Source organism: Micromonospora sp. NPDC003241, from assembly GCF_053589795.1.
Window position 1 is genome coordinate 78,464 of sequence record NZ_JBSFSO010000026.1, and the last position, 16,127, is coordinate 94,590.

The 16,127-nt window shown below is 70.4% G+C and carries 16 protein-coding genes and 1 pseudogene; 7 read left to right on the forward strand and 10 right to left on the reverse strand.

Translation table 11 applies throughout. From position 1 onward, the window contains the following. Window positions 1-3 precede the first annotated feature (3 nt). Window positions 4-1,044 carry a DMT family transporter gene (locus ACWDVW_RS20540; protein WP_449951250.1) on the forward strand — a complete coding sequence of 347 codons (1,041 nt, stop codon included), beginning with the start codon at window positions 4-6 and terminating at the stop codon, window positions 1,042-1,044. Here ACWDVW_RS20540 and ACWDVW_RS20545 read toward each other — a convergent pair. The 5 genes from ACWDVW_RS20545 to ACWDVW_RS20565 all read right to left on the reverse strand — a co-directional run bounded on the left by ACWDVW_RS20545 (window position 974) and on the right by ACWDVW_RS20565 (window position 5,222). Then, complete coding sequence (locus tag ACWDVW_RS20545; RefSeq protein WP_131053575.1) at window positions 974-1,627, reverse strand: rhomboid family intramembrane serine protease; 654 nt, start codon at window positions 1,625-1,627, stop codon at window positions 974-976. The genes ACWDVW_RS20540 and ACWDVW_RS20545 overlap by 71 nt on opposite strands. A 114-nt stretch (window positions 1,628-1,741) precedes the next feature. Then, window positions 1,742-2,422: an aggregation-promoting factor C-terminal-like domain-containing protein gene (locus ACWDVW_RS20550; RefSeq protein WP_396740641.1), complete on the reverse strand. Its 681-nt coding sequence runs from the start codon at window positions 2,420-2,422 to the stop codon at window positions 1,742-1,744. 292 nt (window positions 2,423-2,714) lie between these two features. After that, on the reverse strand, window positions 2,715-4,130 hold the full coding sequence (locus tag ACWDVW_RS20555; protein WP_449951212.1) for a PhoH family protein: 1,416 nt from the start codon (window positions 4,128-4,130) through the stop codon (window positions 2,715-2,717). Window positions 4,131-4,516: 386 nt separating this feature from the next. Continuing rightward, window positions 4,517-4,849, reverse strand: coding sequence for a hypothetical protein (locus tag ACWDVW_RS20560; RefSeq protein ID WP_396740645.1), 333 nt, complete (start codon window positions 4,847-4,849; stop codon window positions 4,517-4,519). Between the two features lie 28 nt (window positions 4,850-4,877). Further along, complete coding sequence (locus ACWDVW_RS20565) at window positions 4,878-5,222, reverse strand: hypothetical protein (RefSeq protein ID WP_350695735.1); 345 nt, start codon at window positions 5,220-5,222, stop codon at window positions 4,878-4,880. 264 nt (window positions 5,223-5,486) lie between these two features. Here ACWDVW_RS20565 and ACWDVW_RS20570 point away from each other — a divergent pair, with 264 nt between their 5' ends. From ACWDVW_RS20570 to otsB, 3 genes are all read left to right on the forward strand, one after another. Further along, window positions 5,487-5,927, forward strand: coding sequence for a helix-turn-helix domain-containing protein (locus ACWDVW_RS20570; RefSeq protein ID WP_449951216.1), 441 nt, complete (start codon window positions 5,487-5,489; stop codon window positions 5,925-5,927). A 159-nt stretch (window positions 5,928-6,086) separates the two neighbouring features. Further along, the gene (locus tag ACWDVW_RS20575; protein ID WP_449951219.1) at window positions 6,087-6,440 is read left to right on the forward strand and encodes a hypothetical protein; all 354 of its coding nucleotides are present in this window, start codon (window positions 6,087-6,089) and stop codon (window positions 6,438-6,440) included. A 67-nt stretch (window positions 6,441-6,507) separates the two neighbouring features. After that, window positions 6,508-7,332, forward strand: a complete 825-nt coding sequence (otsB, locus tag ACWDVW_RS20580) for a trehalose-phosphatase (RefSeq protein ID WP_449951222.1) — start codon at window positions 6,508-6,510, stop codon at window positions 7,330-7,332. Window positions 7,333-7,352: 20 nt separating this feature from the next. On the opposite strand, the gene ACWDVW_RS20585 is transcribed toward otsB, so the two are convergent. The 3 genes from ACWDVW_RS20585 to ACWDVW_RS20595 form a co-directional block, all read right to left on the reverse strand. After that, window positions 7,353-8,123, reverse strand: coding sequence for an isoprenyl transferase (locus ACWDVW_RS20585; RefSeq protein ID WP_449951225.1), 771 nt, complete (start codon window positions 8,121-8,123; stop codon window positions 7,353-7,355). Window positions 8,124-8,263: 140 nt separating this feature from the next. Then, window positions 8,264-9,124 (reverse strand): hypothetical protein, encoded by an 861-nt coding sequence (locus ACWDVW_RS20590; RefSeq protein WP_449951228.1) that lies wholly within the window; start codon window positions 9,122-9,124, stop codon window positions 8,264-8,266. Between the two features lie 31 nt (window positions 9,125-9,155). Beyond that, complete coding sequence (locus tag ACWDVW_RS20595) at window positions 9,156-11,006, reverse strand: phosphoenolpyruvate carboxykinase (GTP) (protein ID WP_449951231.1); 1,851 nt, start codon at window positions 11,004-11,006, stop codon at window positions 9,156-9,158. 136 nt (window positions 11,007-11,142) lie between these two features. On the opposite strand from ACWDVW_RS20595, the pseudogene ACWDVW_RS20600 reads away from it, so the two are divergent. Together ACWDVW_RS20600 and ACWDVW_RS20605 are read left to right on the forward strand one after the other, a co-directional pair. After that, window positions 11,143-11,960, forward strand: a pseudogene (locus ACWDVW_RS20600) (GtrA family protein). A 99-nt stretch (window positions 11,961-12,059) separates the two neighbouring features. Then, window positions 12,060-12,773, forward strand: a complete 714-nt coding sequence (locus ACWDVW_RS20605) for a GtrA family protein (protein WP_449951234.1) — start codon at window positions 12,060-12,062, stop codon at window positions 12,771-12,773. Between the two features lie 71 nt (window positions 12,774-12,844). Here ACWDVW_RS20605 and ACWDVW_RS20610 read toward each other — a convergent pair whose 3' ends face one another. Both ACWDVW_RS20610 and ACWDVW_RS20615 read right to left on the reverse strand, forming a co-directional pair. Further along, a complete protein-coding gene (locus ACWDVW_RS20610) occupies window positions 12,845-13,405 on the reverse strand; it encodes a PH domain-containing protein (protein ID WP_449951237.1) in 561 nt (186 codons plus the stop codon). 117 nt (window positions 13,406-13,522) lie between these two features. Beyond that, window positions 13,523-14,398 carry a biotin--[acetyl-CoA-carboxylase] ligase gene (locus tag ACWDVW_RS20615; RefSeq protein ID WP_449951239.1) on the reverse strand — a complete coding sequence of 292 codons (876 nt, stop codon included), beginning with the start codon at window positions 14,396-14,398 and terminating at the stop codon, window positions 13,523-13,525. A 74-nt stretch (window positions 14,399-14,472) separates the two neighbouring features. On the opposite strand from ACWDVW_RS20615, the gene ACWDVW_RS20620 reads away from it, so the two are divergent. Then, complete coding sequence (locus ACWDVW_RS20620) at window positions 14,473-16,056, forward strand: acyl-CoA carboxylase subunit beta (RefSeq protein WP_449951241.1); 1,584 nt, start codon at window positions 14,473-14,475, stop codon at window positions 16,054-16,056. Window positions 16,057-16,127: the final 71 nt, after the last annotated feature.

Consider the following 16,127-nt stretch of genomic DNA (forward strand, 5'->3'; position numbering starts at 1 on the left):
ACGGTGTCGGCCGGTCGGCGGACCGGCGCGGTGGCGCTGGGTGCCGTCGCCGGGGTCGCCGTTGCCGTCCAGTCACGGATCAACGGCGAGTTGGGCGTACGCCTCGACGACGGGATCGCCGCCGCGCTGGTCTCGTTCGGCCTGGGGCTGGCGGTGCTGGTGGTTCTCGGGTTCGCGACCGCGAACGGACGCCGGGGCCTGGCCGCGCTGCGCGCCGCGCTCGGCACCGGCAGGCTGCGGGTCTGGCAGTGCCTCGGCGGCGTCTGCGGGGCCTTCCTCGTCTTCACCCAGGGCGCCACGGTCGGTGCGCTCGGCGTCGCCGTGTTCACCGTGGCGGTGGTGGCCGGCCAGTCCGGCAGCAGTCTGGCCGTGGACCGGGCCGGGGTCGGTCCGAGCGGGCGGCAGCCGGTGACGCTCCCCCGGCTCGCCGGTGCGGTACTCACCGTGGCGGCGGTGCTGCTGGCCGTCGGTGACCGGCTGGCCGAGCCGGCCGCTCTCGGTCTGGCCCTGCTGCCGCTGCTGGCCGGCTTCGGGGTGGCCTGGCAGCAGGCGGTGAACGGACGGGTCCGCGAGGCGACCGGGAGCACGGTGACGGCCACGCTGGTCAACTTCGTCGTCGGCACGGCGGCCCTGTCGGCCGTCTTCGCGGTCAGCCTCGTCGTGCGCGGCGTACCCGCCGGTGGCCTGCCCGCCGAGCCGTGGCTCTATCTGGGCGGGCCGATCGGGGTGACCTTCATCGCGGTGGCGGCGGCGGTGGTCCGCTTCACCGGCGTGCTGCTGCTCGGCCTGGCCACCGTCGCCGGCCAGATCGTCGGCGCGGTGCTGCTGGACGTGCTGCTGCCGTCCGCCGACACCCACTCGACCACGAACACGGTCCTCGGCGCGGCGCTCACCCTGGTCGCGGTGGTGATCGCCGCGCTCGGTGGGCGGATCGGCGCCACCGCCCGAGCCCGGCGGCGCGGGGACACCGAGGTCAGGGCATCGTCATCGGGGACTCTGAGCGGTACGGCCCGTCGAGGTCGGTCCGGCGACGCCGGAAGATGATCGCGGCCACGATGCCGCCGAGCAGCCCGAACAGGTGCCCCTGCCAGGAGATCCGCTCGTCGGTGGGCAGGACGCCGACCAACTGGCCGCCGTAGAGCAGACCGACCAGCAGGAAGACGGCGAAGTTCCACCAGCTCCGCTCGAAGATGCCCCGGGTCAGCAGGATGCCGAGGTAGCCGAAGATGACGCCGCTGGCGCCGACCACGATCGTGTTGGGCGAGCCGGTGAACCACACACCCAATCCGCTGACCAGCACGATCACCAGGGTCGACCAGAGGAACCGCCGGGCGCCCGCGGCCAGCACGAAGGTGCCGAGCAGGATCAGCGGGATGCTGTTGCTGTAGAGGTGGTCGAAGCCGTGGTGCAGGAACGGTGAGAAGAAGACGCCGTCCAGCCCGTCGATGCGCTGCGGAATGATGCCGGCGGCGGCGTCGAAGCCGGCGCCCAGCCACTGGTCGAGGCCCTCGATCAGGAAGAGGACCGGCACCACCGCGCACATGGCGACGAAGGCTCGGCCGATGGAGGCGTAGAACGCATCGGTGCCGAACCGGTGGGGGTCGCCGCTTCCGGGCTGCAGGGTCACCCGTCAAGAGCTATCAGCAATCGCGGACGGCCGCCACTTTTCGCCGACCACCGAGACGACGGCGGCGGTACGCGAGTGCCGCGTACCGCCGCCGTCGACGTGCTCAGGTGGGACTCAGTAGTAGCCCGAACTCTGCGACTTCGCCCAGGCGCCGCAGGGGTTGCTGTACCGGCCCTTGATGTAGCCGAGCCCCCAGGTGATCTGGGTGGCCGGGTTGGTCTGCCAGTCGGCGCCGACCGAGGCCATCTTGTTGCCCGGGTACGCCTGCGGGATGCCGTAGGCGCCGGAGGAGGGGTTGCGGGCCTTGTGGTTCCAGCCGCTCTCCTTGTTCCACAGCTTGTCGAGGCAGGGGAACTGGTCGATCTTGAAGCCTGCGTCGATCATCATGGCGCAACCGATCTTGCGGTTGCCGCCGTACTCCGCGCAGGAGGCGGGGATCGGGCCGTCGTAGGGCCGGGCGGCACGCGCCGCGGCGGCCTCTTCTCGGGCCTTCCGCTCCTCCTCGGCCTTCTTGCGCGCCGCCTCTTCGGCCTTGCGGGCCTTCTCGGCGGCGGCACGGGCCCGCTTCCTGGTCTCGGTGGCCTGCTCCCGAGCGGCGCGTACCTGGCGGGAGACCTGCTGCGGCTCCTGCCGGTACTCGACGTCGATCTCGGTGACGCTCCCGGCCACCTGCGCGCCTGGGCCCTGGCGCTGAGACTGGCGGTCCTCGCTGAGGTAGAAACCGCCGGCCACGCCCATGCTCAGCAGCGCGACGGCTGTGGCGCGGGCGGTGAACCGGCTCCATGGCCGACTCACGTGGTGATCCCTTCGTCGGGGTCAGGGACGCGGCATGACCACGGCCGTTCCGGGCCGAGGCGTGCCGCGAGCGCCCGCCACCGGTGAGGCCGGTGGCCGAAGACGCACCCCGTCCGCTTCCCGGCGAATCGGTCGACCCCCTCGTGGGGTGACGAACGATCACCAACGATGCGTCAGGTGCGTGGGCGCCCGCTGGACACCATCGCGCACGGTGAGGCTGATGGGAAACCGCCAGCCTCGATTGTGACATGGGTCACGGGATATTGCAGCCTGAAAACGCCCTAAACGGGCGTCATTGGGGGACATCCTCCAGTAGGTCGGTCACCATCGCGGCGATCGGAGATCGCTCCGAACGGCTGAGCGTGACGTGCGCGAACAGGTGATGGCCCTTGAGCGCCTCGATGACGGCGGTGACGCCGTCGTGACGGCCGACGCGCAGGTTGTCCCGCTGCGCGACGTCGTGGGTCAGCACCACCCGCGAGCCCTGGCCGATCCGGGACAGCACGGTCAACAGGACCCCCCGCTCCAACGACTGCGCCTCGTCCACGATGACGAACGCGTCGTGCAGGCTCCGGCCCCGGATGTGGGTCAGCGGCAGCACCTCGAGCAGCCCCCGGGAGGTGACCTCCTCCAGGACGTTCTCGTGGATCACCGCGCCGAGCGTGTCGAAGACCGCCTGCGCCCAGGGCGACATCTTCTCCGACTCCGAACCGGGCAGGTAGCCCAGTTCCTGGCCGCCGACGGCGTACAGCGGACGGAACACGACCACCTTCTTGTGCCGGCGGCGCTCCATCACCGCCTCCAGCCCCGCGCAGAGCGCCAGGGCGGACTTGCCGGTGCCGGCCCGGCCCCCGAGCGAGACGATGCCGATCGACTCGTCGAGCAACAGGTCGAGCGCGATCCGCTGCTCCGCCGAGCGCCCGTGCACCCCGAACGCCTCACGGTCGCCGCGCACCAGCCGTACGGTCTTGTCCGGCAGCACCCGGGCGAGCGCCGAGCCCCGGGCGGAGTGCAGCACCAGACCGGTGTGGCAGGGCAGGCCGGCCGCGTCGTCCACGTCGATGGTCTCGCCGCCGTAGAGCCGGGAGATGTCCTCCTCGCCCAGCTCCAGCTCCGCCATCCCGGTCCAGGTCGGGTCGCTCGCCTGACCGTGCCGGTACTCGTCGGCCCGCAGGCCGACCGAGGCGGCCTTGACCCGCAACGGCATGTCCTTGCTGACCAGCGTCACCTCCCGCCCCTCGGCGGCGAGGTTCAACGCGACGGACAGGATCCGGGCGTCGTTGGACTCGTTGCGGAATCCGGGCGGCAACACCCCGTCGTCGGTGTGGTTCAGCTCCACCCGCAGCGTGCCGCCGACGTCGTTGGCGGGCACCGGCCGGTCCAACCGGCCGTGGCGTACCCGCAACTCGTCCAGCGTGCGCAGCGACTGTCGAGCGAACCAGCCCAGCTCGGGATGGTGTCGTTTGCCCTCCAACTCGGAGATCACCACCAGCGGCAGCACCACCTCGTGCTCGGCGAAGCGGTGGAACGCCGCCGGGTCGCTGAGCAGCACGGAGGTGTCCAGGACGAAGGATTGGCCCGCTGGTCGGGGCTCCCTGGTGTCCGCCGACCCGGCCGCCGCGGTCCGGCGGCTACGGGTGGTGCGGCGAGTCGTGGCAGTCGAGGCCGGGCTCTGGTCGGCACCGGGGGTAGTACGGCGAGTCGTCACAGGCCTGCTCCGGCGGATGGGCACCCGGCCACCCGCGGTCCGCCTCCTCCGGTGCCCGGCTGACACGGGGTCGGATGCGGGCCCCGTGTGCGAGGTCGCAGGCCGGGCGGGCCGGCTGGCTCGGGACAATCCCGCGCCATGCCTAGACGCTAGCCGCCCGCACCCGTCCCGGCTAGGGCCTGTGTCGAAGTCCTCGGTCGAGCCGAGGCGGAGTCCAGGCGGCGGTCCGGCAAGGCCTTTCGTTAACTGCTGGTGCCGTGGGCACACGGTCAGGTGACAGACCGGCCGGGATGCATGCCCCCTGCGCGCATCCCGGCCGGTGGATCACCGCCACCGGTCGGGCGTGGTCCGAGCGCGGCGCGCCGGACCGGGCCGTCGACCGGTGCTCAGCCGCTTCGCCGGACCAGGGTGGTGGTCGGGTGCCGCCCGACGACCGAGGCGGCCGGCTCCGTGAACGACGATCCGGTGTACGTGGTGCCGGGTCGGACCGCACCGGCGGACACCCGCTTGGCGGGCGCGGTGACCGCGAGGGCGGTGGCGATCGCCGCCTGCGCGTCCCGGCGGCGCCGGTTCCATGCTCCCCGGTCACCGTCGAAGTACCCCTGCCGGTAGCCGAAGCGGTAGCCGATCCGATAGCTGAGCTGCCCGTGCAGGCGGCCGGCGGCGTAGCTGGTGGCGGCCAGCACCAGGACGAGGAAGATCGCGAGGAACGGGCTCATCCGGCGGCTCCGGTCCCTCGCCCGCCCGTCATTTCTCCTCCGGTTCGACCGTGGTGGGGTCGGCGATCAGCAACCGGTCGAGATCGTCGGTGCCGATCTCCTCGACCAGTTCGACGCTGATCCGGCAGCCGTCCAGCACCACCTCGGCCACCGAGGACCGGCGGATCTCCCCACCGGCGTCGTAGACCCGGACGCTGAGCTCCGGGCAGCCGAGGTGGGTACGCCAGGCGTTCCACTCGGCCCGGTCGCCGACGGAGAGCGACAGGTAGCGACAGCCCCGGGCGAGATAGAGCCGCCACGGAGCGATCAGCCCGGCGGCGACCCCCTCCGCGATCAGACCGAACGCCTGGGCACGGGTCGCGAGTTCGGTCACCACTCCCCCCTTGCACCGAGCGCGTGACGCAGCTGAGCACCTATCGTCTCATTCACGTGACACACCGTAGGTTGTCCCATGAGCGTGACAGTATCAGCTTTTCGTTCGTTTGCCTCCACACCCACGGACATCTATCCTGCCCAGGTGACACCCCTCAGGAACAGTGCTTCATCCCGAATTGTCAGGTCAGTTTCAGCGTCACGCAAGCGTGACAAAGGCGTGCCCGGGACTTCTCTCCGGGCCCATTCGCCGTACGGTCACCAGGTGACCGAGACGGCCAACGCGCGGAAGATCGCCTTTGCCACCTTCGTCCGACGAGCCATCGACGAGGCCCGAGCCACCCGAGCGTGGAGCGGCACCGAGGTCTCCCGGCGCACCGGCGTCTCGCGCCAGACCATCAACCGCTGGGTTCGCGGCGACTGGGCCAGCGACCCGGAGGCGGAACGGGTGGTGGCGTTCTGCGAGGGGCTCGGGCTCGACCCGGCCGCCGCCTTCGCGGCGCTCGGCTGGGACCGCACCGCATCGCGCCGGTCCGCCCCACCACCACCGCCGATGGACCCCGACGTCGAGGCGCTCCTGCGCCGACTGGTCGACCCGGAGGTCTCCGACGCGGAGAAGTTCCACATTAGAGAAACCATTCGTTATCTCGCATATCGCCCGACCCTGCCGGCCAGTGTCCGAAAACGAGGCGACGCCGCCAGCTAGTTCCTCAGATGGCGAAAGAACGGCAGGTCAGCCTCATTCGTTTCGCTACGGGGTCGGAACGGGCGCGCTAGCGTCCGTATTCGTACTGCTTGGGCTCGTCGTCGGCGGGGGGACGGGACAAGGCCGAACCCAGCCCTGCGGGACAGAAGGGGGTCTGTCATGACCCTGAAATGGATGACGGTCGTGGTCGCGGCGGTCTCGTTGACGCTGTGCGTCACCGGGAACGCGGTCACCCTGGCCCTGAACGGCGGGCAGCTTCCCCTGCTCGTGAACCTCTTCGCACTCGCCACCGCGGCCACCGCGATCGTCCTGGCCGTCCTCGCCGAGCTGCACGACCGGCTCGACGACCGGCTCACCGCGCTCACCGAGTTCCTGGTGGAGCGGCTCCGGGATATCGAGGCCCACACCGGCGACCGGAACTCCGGTTTCGTGGAGGGCTACCTGCTCAGCCACGGCCAGGAAGCCGCCGTCGTGCCCTTCGTACGTCGGGGACGGGGAGCCGCCGAACGCTGACCCGCCCGGCGACCGCGCCGGATCCACGCCAGGAATGACCGGCCGAACCCGGGGTACGCTGACGCGCGTGCCACCGTTGAATCTGGGCAACCAGACGCCGAAGACCCCGTTGAACGCCGACCAGGCCTGGCAGACGACCGCCGACCGGGCAGCCGAGACCATCCTCTTCTTCGACTTCGACGGCACACTCGCGCCAGTGGCCGACGACCCCACGCAGGTGCAACCCGCGCCGAAGGTGCTTGCCGCGATCGAGACACTCGCCCCGGTCGTACGGCGGATCGCGATCGTCTCCGCACGTCCGGTGGAGTTCCTGCGCGAGCACTTCGGCGGCCTGACCGGCGTCGACCTCTATGGGCTCTACGGCCTGGAGCACAGCCACTCGGGCGGCGAGACCGTCACCGAGCCGGCCGCGCTGCCCTGGGTGCCGACCATGGCCGACCTCGCCGAGCTGGCCCGTGCCGAGCTGCCGCCGGGTGCCCTCGTCGAGTACAAGCGGCTCTCCGTGGCGCTGCACTGGCGTACCGCCCCGCAGTTGGCCGCCAGCGTCGAGGAGTGGGGTCGTGCCCAGGCCGAGCGCCTCGGCCTGCGGTTGCAGGTGGGGCGGATGGTGCTGGAGATCAAACCGCCGGTCGACCGGGACAAGGGCATGGTGATCGGCGAGCTGGTGCAGGGCGTCGGCGGTGCCTGGTATTTCGGCGACGACGTCTCCGACATCAAGGCCTTCGCCGCACTGCGGGCCCGGGCCGCCGACGACCCGGACTTCCTGGGCGTCTGTGTCGCGGTGGCCAACCCGGAGACCGGTGCCGAGGTCGCCGAGGCCGCCGACCTGACCATCGACTCCCCCGCCGCGCTGGGCGACTTCCTCACCCAGGCCACCCACCACCTCACCTGAGGCGTGCTCCGGTACGGCGGTCAGACGCCGTACCGGCGCTGGCGGGTGGCGTACGAGCGCAGGGCGCGGAGGAAGTCGACGCGGCGGAAGTCCGGCCAGTTGAGTTCGCAGAAATAGAACTCCGAGTGCGCCGACTGCCAGAGCATGAAGCCCGACATGCGCTGCTCGCCGCTGGTCCGGATGATCAGATCCGGGTCCGGCAGCCCTCGGGTGTAGAGGTGCTCGGAGATGTCGTCGACGTCCAGCGAGCCGGCCAGGTCCTCCAACGTGCCGCCGTTCGCCGCGTGTTCCAGCAGCAGCGAGCGCACCGCGTCGGTGATCTCCCGCCGGCCGCCGTACCCGACCGCGATGTTGACCTGGGCGCCGCCGCTGCGGTCCCGGGTGCGCTCCTCGGCGGCCTTGAGCGCGGCGGCGTGCTGCGCGGGCAGCACGTCCAGCGCGCCGACCATTCGCAGCCGCCACGGGTTGCCCTGCTCGGCCAGCTCGGTGGTCAGGTCCTCGATGATCTGGAGCAGCGGGTCGAGCTGCTCCGCCGGCCGCGACAGGTTGTCGGTGGAGAGCAGCCAGAGCGTCACGTGCCCGACACCGGCGGCGTCGCACCAGCGCAGCAGTTCCTTGATGCGCTCCGCACCCATCCGGTGCCCGTCGTTGGGGTCCACCAACCCCATCTCCCGGGCCCACCTACGGTTGCCGTCGCACATCACGCCCACGTGCTGCGGCACCTGAAGGCCCGCGAGCCTGGCGGTCAGCCGCCGCTCGTAGACGGAGTAGAGAATTTTCCGCAGAGTCATCACCTTGCAGGGTAGCGATCCCCCACCCGGATCGGAGTGCCGGTGGCCGACACCACGCCGCAGTCCGGTCGCACCGCCCCGCACCCCGCCCACCACCTGCGCCGACCACATCACCCCGGACCGGGCGGACACGGCGGGGATCAGGTCGGGGACGTCGGGGCGGGGACGTGGGCGGCCCGGCGGACGCCGTAGACGGCGAGGACGGCGGCGGCGACCAGTGGGGCGCCGTCCCGGACCAGACCGTCGACGCCGAGCAGCCACCAGCACAGCGGCAGGTCGACCGCGAGTACGGCGACGCTGACCACCACGAGCAGGCTGCCCGCCCAGCGTTTGCCGCGCAGCAGGAAGGCGGTGCAGAACAGCACCAGATAGCTGGTCGCGATGCCGGCGCCCAGCCAGAACAGCACCGCCGGCACGGCCAACAGTCGGCCGTCGAGGATCCCGGCGGTGGCGACCAGGGCGGGCACCAGCATCAGCGGGCTGTAGGTGAACGCGGCGACCCGGCTGGTCAGCAGCCAGGCGTTCGCCTCGGGGCGACGCGGCGGCGTCTCGCGCCAGGAGATGCCGGAGCGGTCGATCACCAGTCGGGAACGGTGCCGGACCAGGTGCCCGGCGACCGCCGGGGACCGGTACAGCAGCCAGACCACGGTGGCGCAGAGCGCGGTGAGCAGGGCGAAACCGAGCAGGCCGGGCAGCGGTGGCACGCCCTGCCGGGGCACGATCAACCGACCCACCGCGAAGACCGTGGTGATCGCCAGGATCAGGCCGAGCGGGCGGGCCACTGTCCGGCCCCGGCGTACGTGGCCGATCAGCAGCAGGAAACCGAACGAGCGCAGCATCGCCCAACCGGTCCGCACCGCCAGGCCGAAGCCCTGCTCCGGCGCGTACCACCAGTTGAGCACCTCGACCACGACGGTGGCCGCTGCGGTCACGGCGAGCAGTGCGGTCAGCGCCCGGACGGCGGACGGCCGCCGGACCTCGGTCTCGGCGGCCGTCCTCATGGGATCCGATGATGCCCGGATCCGGCGTCGATCACACCCCCCGCTGCGGCTGCTCCGCGTCGAGTCGGGCGCGGAGTGCGTCCAACTCGGCCCAGAGGACACCGGGCAGCTTGTCGCCGAACTTCTCGAACCACTCGGTGACCAGCGGCAGCTCGTCGCGCCACTCCGCCGGGTCCACCTTCAGCGCGATCCGGACGTCCTCCGGCGTCATGTCCAGACCGTCGACGTCGAGCGCGTCCGGCGTCGGGACCATGCCGATCGGGGTCTCCACGGCCTCGCCGCGACCCTCGATCCGCTCGATGACCCACTTGAGGACGCGCGAGTTCTCGCCGAAGCCGGGCCAGAGGAAGTTGCCCTCCGGGTCCTTGCGGAACCAGTTGACGTAGTAGACGCGGGGCAGCTTCGACTCGTCGCCGTCGGCGCCCTTGCCCATCTCGATCCAGTGCCGGAAGTAGTCACCGGCGTGGTAGCCGATGAACGGCAGCATCGCCATCGGGTCACGCCGCACCACGCCGACCGCGCCGGAGGCGGCGGCGGTGGTCTCCGAGGAGAGCGTGGCACCCATGTAGACGCCGTGCACCCAGTCCCGCGCCTCGGTCACCAGCGGGACGGTGTCCCGCCGCCGGCCGCCGAACAGGATCGCGTCGATCGGGACGCCGTTCGGGTCGAAGTAGTCGTCGGCGAGGATCGGGCACTGGGTGATCGGCGTGCAGAATCGGCTGTTCGCGTGCGAGGAGAGGTTCTCACTCTCCGGCGTCCAGTCGTTGCCCTTCCAGTCGATCAGGTGCGCCGGCGGCTCGCCGAGGCCCTCCCACCAGATGTCGCCGTCGTCGGTCAGGGCGACGTTGGTGAAGACCGAGTTGCCCTGCTCCAGCGTCCGCATCGCGTTGGCGTTGGTCTTCCAGTCGGTGCCGGGCGCGACGCCGAACAGCCCGTACTCCGGGTTGACCGCGTAGAGCCGGCCGTCCGGACCGAAGCGCATCCAGGCGATGTCGTCGCCGATCGTCTCGACCTTCCAACCCGGGATGGTCGGCTCCAGCATGGCCAGGTTGGTCTTGCCGCAGGCGGACGGGAACGCACCGGCGATGTGGTAGACCCGACCCTCCGGCGAGGTGATCTTGAGGATCAGCATGTGCTCGGCGAGCCAGCCCTCGTCCCGCCCCATCACGCTGGCGATCCGCAGCGAGTAGCACTTCTTGCCGAGCAGCGAGTTGCCGCCGTACCCGGAGCCGTAGGACCAGATCTCCCGGCTCTCCGGGAAGTGCGAGATGTACTTGGTCTCGTTGCACGGCCAGGCGACGTCCTGCTGGCCCGGGGCGAGCGGCGCGCCGATCGAGTGCAGCGCGCGGACGAAGTCCGCGTCGTCGCCCATCGCCTCAAGGATCTTGGCGCCCATCCGGGTCATGATCCGCATGGACGCGACCACGTACGGGCTGTCGGTGATCTCGACACCGAACATGGGCTTCTCGGCCTCGACCGGACCCATGACGAACGGGATGACGTACATCGTCCGTCCGCGCATCGAACCGCGGTAGAGCGGGGTCATGGTCCGCTTCATCTCGGCGGGGGCCATCCAGTTGTTGGTGGGCCCGGCATCCGCTTCGTCCACGGAGCAGATGAAGGTGCGCTCCTCGACCCGTGCGACATCCGTCGGGTCGGTGCGGGCATAGAACGAGTTGGGCTTCTTCTCGGGGTTCAACCGGATGAGCGTGCCCGCATCGACGAGTTCGTCGGTGAGGCGACGCCATTCCTGATCGGAGCCGTCCACCCAGACGACCTGCTCAGGGGTGGTCAGTTCAGCGACCTCACGGACCCAGGCGAGAAGTTTGGGGTGGGACGTCGGGGCCTGATCGATTCCCCTGACGGTGGCCGGAGCAACCATGACACATCTCCTTGTGGTCGACGCTGACCGGTCTATGGAGTGCACGAGTCTCGGCGCCGCGATGCGTCGCCTTCGTGGAAACATGGGATTGGGCTCAGCGTAAACCGATGTACAGCCCCAGTCAGTGGGACTGGTTGTGAAGAACTGCACAAGGTGCGGCCACGCTGCGGCATCACGAGCCTTTACCCGCTTTCACGCGCAGTTTCACGCAAATCCTGCGGCCGACCTCAGGTCAGCGGCGCCTCGCCAAAGAGTCACAGGTCACTTTTCGACTTCGTGAGCGGAAGAGGAAAACAACACCGAATCGCAGCCGTCCGGTTACGCTCCGTTCGTGCCTGTCTGCACCGTCACCCCGGTGGGCCCCGATGGCCGTCGCTCCCCGATCGCGACCCCGGCAACCGGTACGCTCGCACGGTGGCCGCCACAATGACCGGGGAGCCCGGCTCCCCGCAGACCCGTACGGGTCTGGTCCACTCCCTGGTCGACCGGTTCGGTCACCTCGTACGGGAGATGAGCAAGTTCGCGACCGTGGGCGGCATCGCCTTCGTCATGGACTTCGCCCTGTTCAACTACCTGATCGGCCCGCAGAACGTCGAGCAGGTCACCGCCAAGACCATCGCCACGGTCATCGCGGCGACCTTCGCCTTCCTGGGCAACCGGTTCTGGACCTGGCGGCACCGCAAGCGCTCCAACCCGGCCCGCGAGTACGCGCTGTTCTTCTTCTTCAACGCGGTGGGCCTGGGCATCGCGGTGGGGTGCCTGGCCATCAGCAGGTACGGGCTGGGCAGCATCTGGCCGGAGATCTTCCAGACCCGCCTGGCCGACAACATCGCCAGCTTCGTCGTCGGCACCGGGCTCGGGACGCTGTTCCGTTTCTGGTCGTACCGACGGTTCGTCTTCGTCGAAGCGGGAACCCCGACCGATGCGGAAGCGAATCCGGACCGGGACGCGTGACCTGCCGCCCACCGGTCCCGTCAGAGCCTGCTGACCCGTCAAGGTCAGTCGATCCGTCCGAGCCCGCCGTACCCAGCCCACTGCCCTAAGGTGTTGCCCATGCCTCTCGTCCGTCTGCTGCCTGAGCGCTGGCAGAAGTTCATCCACGAGGCGCTCAAATTCGGCCTGGTCGGCGGCGTCAACACGGTCATCAATTACGCCGTGTTCAACGCGCTCGCACTCACCGTCTTCGTCGATGGACAGTTGAAGGCGACGGTCGTGGCCACCCTGGTGGCCACGATCACGTCATACCTGATGAATCGACACTGGACGTATCGCGATCGTCCGAAATCGGCCATGCAGCGCGAGTACGCCCTGTTCTTCCTCTTCAACGGCGTGGGCCTGCTGATCGAGCTGGGTGTGCTGGCCGCCGCCAAGTACGGGCTGGGCGTCACCAGCCTGCTGGCGCTGAACGCCGCCAAGACGGTCGGTGTGGTGCTGGCGACGCTGTTCCGCTTCTGGTCGTACCGCACCTTCGTCTTCCAGCCCGCACCGGCGGTCGAGCCCACCCAGACGTGGGCCGGGCTGCCGCGCGACGAGTGGGACACGATGGCCGAGATGGACCCGGTGGCCGAACTCGCCGAGGCCATGACGGAGCTGGAGGAGGAGGAACCACCGGCCACTCCGCCACCCGCACCGCCTCTGGCGGTGCAGCCCCGGCCCACGCCGATGGCCCGGGAGGCCGAGCTGACGGCGCTGGACAGGGAGTTGGAGGACGAGTTGGCCGCCCAGCTCCAACCGGCTCCCGCACCACGCCGGTTCCGGCGTCGCTGACCCGGACCACGACAACGCCCGCCGGCACTCGCCGACGGGCGTTTCGCATGTCCAGGCGCGGGTGAACCGGCTCAGAGGCCGCCGCCCTTGTTGTCCCGCTCGGCGAGGATCTCGCGCAGTTCGCCGTCGCCCAGCGAGTGCTTGTCGTGGAACGCCTCGACCAGCTCGTAGAGCTTCGTCTGCACCCGGTCCACCTTCGGCACGTCGGGAAGCACGGACTGTCCGCGTTCGCCGGCCGACTCGATGGTGAGCGTGCCGTAGCCGAGCAGCCGCCCGACGAACTGCTGGTTCATCGAGTGGTCGTTGACCCGACTGAGCGGGATGTCCCGCCGCTCGCGGGAGAAGACACCGTGCTGCAGCACCACCCGCTCGTTGGTGAACAGGAAGTGCGTGGTGCGCCAACCGATCCAGGGCCAGACGGTCAGCACCAGGACGGCCAGCAGCGCCAGGCCACCGATCACGGCGAGCGTGATCGAGCCGCCCCCACCGGCGGGCAGGAACAGCAGACCGGCCGCCACCGCGGCGATGGCGAGCACCAGCACCACCACCGGACGGATCATCGTCTTCCAGTGCGGATGCAGGTGCAGCACGACGTGCTCGTCTTCGGTGAGCACGTCCTCGGGGAACGCCACGGAAACCTCCTCGCAGGAACGGACGCGCAGACCGTAACCCCCCGGCGCCACCGGCTCACATCCGCCACGCGGCCGACCTCGGCGGCGCACCCCGCCGTCGATCCGGCTCGGCCGGAATCAGCGCAGGTGGAGGACGTCGGCGGCGGCCAGGGCGCGTTCCCCGGTGGCGGTGGTGACCAGAAGCCGACCGTCGAGGTCGACCCCGGTGGCGGTGCCGGTGAACTCCGTGCCGTCGGGCAGGAAGGCCCGCACCTCGCGGCCCACGGTGCCGCAGACCGCCAGGTACGCGTCCCGCAGGCCGCAGGCGGCCGCGTCCCCGTCGGCGGCCCGCCAGCGGGCGTACCAGTCGGCGACCGACCGCAGCAGGGCCCGCAGCAGCGGGTCCCGGTCGGTGGCCGCCGCACCGGCCAGTTGCAGCGAGGTGGCCAGCAGGCCGGTCGGATGCTCCGGCAGTTCGTCGGCGCGCAGCGTGACGTTCAGCCCGACACCGAGCACGATCGCGGGCGGATCGTCGAGACCGGGGCCGGGCACCGCCTCGGCGAGGATCCCGGCGCACTTGGCGTCCCCGAGCAGCAGGTCGTTGGGCCACTTGAGGGTGGCGTCGAGTTCCGCCAACAGGGTCACCGCCTCGACCAGCGCGACACCGGCGAGCAGCGGCAGCCAGCCGTACCCGGACGGTGGTGCCGGCGGCCAGGCGCGGTCCGGCACGGCCTGGCCGGGCCGCAGCAGCACACTGGTCGCGATGCCGGCGCGCGGCGGGGACTGCCAGGCGCGCCCGCGCCGCCCCCGCCCGGCGCTCTGCCGCTCGGCGACGACGACGAGACCCTCCGGCTCCCCCGTCCGGGCCGCCTCGGCGACGTCGGCGTTCGTGGAACCGGTCTCGACCTTCAGTTCCAGCCGCGTCCACGGGCCGTACGGCGCGACCAGCGCCCGGCGCAGCCGGGCCGCCGACAGCGGCGGACGATCGAGGTCGGTGTACGGCGAATCCGGCATCCGGCCAGCCTACGGGCCCCCGGTGAGGCGAACTGCACAGCGGCGGTGACCTGAACCATCGTTATATTCCCAGGGTGACTACCGAGACCGGGACCAACATCCACAGCACCGCGGGCAAGCTGGCGGACCTGGCACGACGGGTCGACGAGGCGGTGAACGCCGGGTCGGCCCGCGCGGTCGAGAAGCAGCACGCCCGAGGCAAGAAGACCGCCCGGGAGCGGATCGAGATGCTGCTCGACGAGGGCTCCTTCGTCGAGCTGGACGAGTTCGCCCGGCATCGGTCCACCAACTTCGGCCTGGACCGCTCCCGCCCGTACGGCGACGGCGTGATCACCGGCTACGGCACCGTGGACGGTCGGCAGATCTGTGTCTTCGCCCAGGACTTCACGGTCTTCGGCGGCTCCCTCGGCGAGGTCTTCGGGCAGAAGATCGTCAAGGTGATGGACCTGGCCATGAAGATCGGCTGCCCGGTCGTCGGCATCAACGACTCCGGCGGCGCCCGCATCCAGGAGGGGGTGGTGTCGCTCGGCCTCTACGGCGAGATCTTCTTCCGCAACGTACGCGCCAGCGGCGTCATCCCGCAGATCTCGCTCATCATGGGCCCGTGCGCCGGTGGGGCGGTCTACTCCCCGGCGGTCACCGACTTCACCGTGATGGTCGACCAGACCTCGCACATGTTCATCACCGGCCCGGACGTGATCAAGACGGTCACCGGCGAGGACGTGGGCATGGAGGACCTCGGCGGGGCCCGCACCCACAACACCCGCAGCGGCAACGCGCACTACCTCGCCTCCGACGAGGCCGACGCGGTCGACTACGTCAAGGCGCTCCTGTCCCACCTGCCCGCCAACAACCTGGACGAGCCGCCGGTCTTCGACTCCCCGGCGGAGCTGTCCGTCACCGACGCCGACCGGGAACTGGACACGCTCGTCCCGGACTCGGCCAACCAGCCGTACGACATGCACCGGGTGCTCGAACACGTCCTCGACGACGGGGAGTTCCTGGAGGTCCAGCCGCTCTACGCGCAGAACATGGTGGTCGGCTTCGGTCGGGTCGAGGGACTTCCGGTGGGTGTGGTCGCCAACCAGCCGATGCACTTCGCCGGCACGCTGGACATCGCGGCCAGCGAGAAGGCGGCCCGGTTCGTGCGTACCTGCGACGCCTTCAACATCCCGGTGCTGACCTTCGTGGACGTACCCGGGTTCCTGCCCGGCACCGGTCAGGAGTGGGACGGCATCATTCGTCGGGGCGCGAAGCTCATCTACGCGTACGCCGAGGCCACCGTGCCGAAGGTCACCGTGATCACCCGCAAGGCGTACGGCGGGGCGTACGACGTGATGGGTTCCAAGCACCTGGGGGCGGACCTCAACTTCGCCTGGCCGACCGCGCAGATCGCGGTGATGGGCGCCCAGGGCGCGGTGAACATCCTCTACCGGCAGGAGCTGGCCGCCGCCGAGGACCCGGCCGCGGTCCGGGCCGAGAAGATCGCCGAGTACGAGGACACCCTGGCCAATCCGTACGTGGCGGCCGAGCGCGGGTACGTCGACGCGGTGATCCCGCCGCACGAGACGCGGGTCCAGATCGTCCGCGCCCTGCGGGTGCTGCGCACCAAGCGCGAGACGCTGCCGCCCAAGAAGCACGGCAACATTCCGCTCTAGGGGTTGGGTGTAAGGAGGGGTCCCCTGCTAACGCCTGGTGCATAGCAGGGGACCCCTCCTAACAGCCGCAG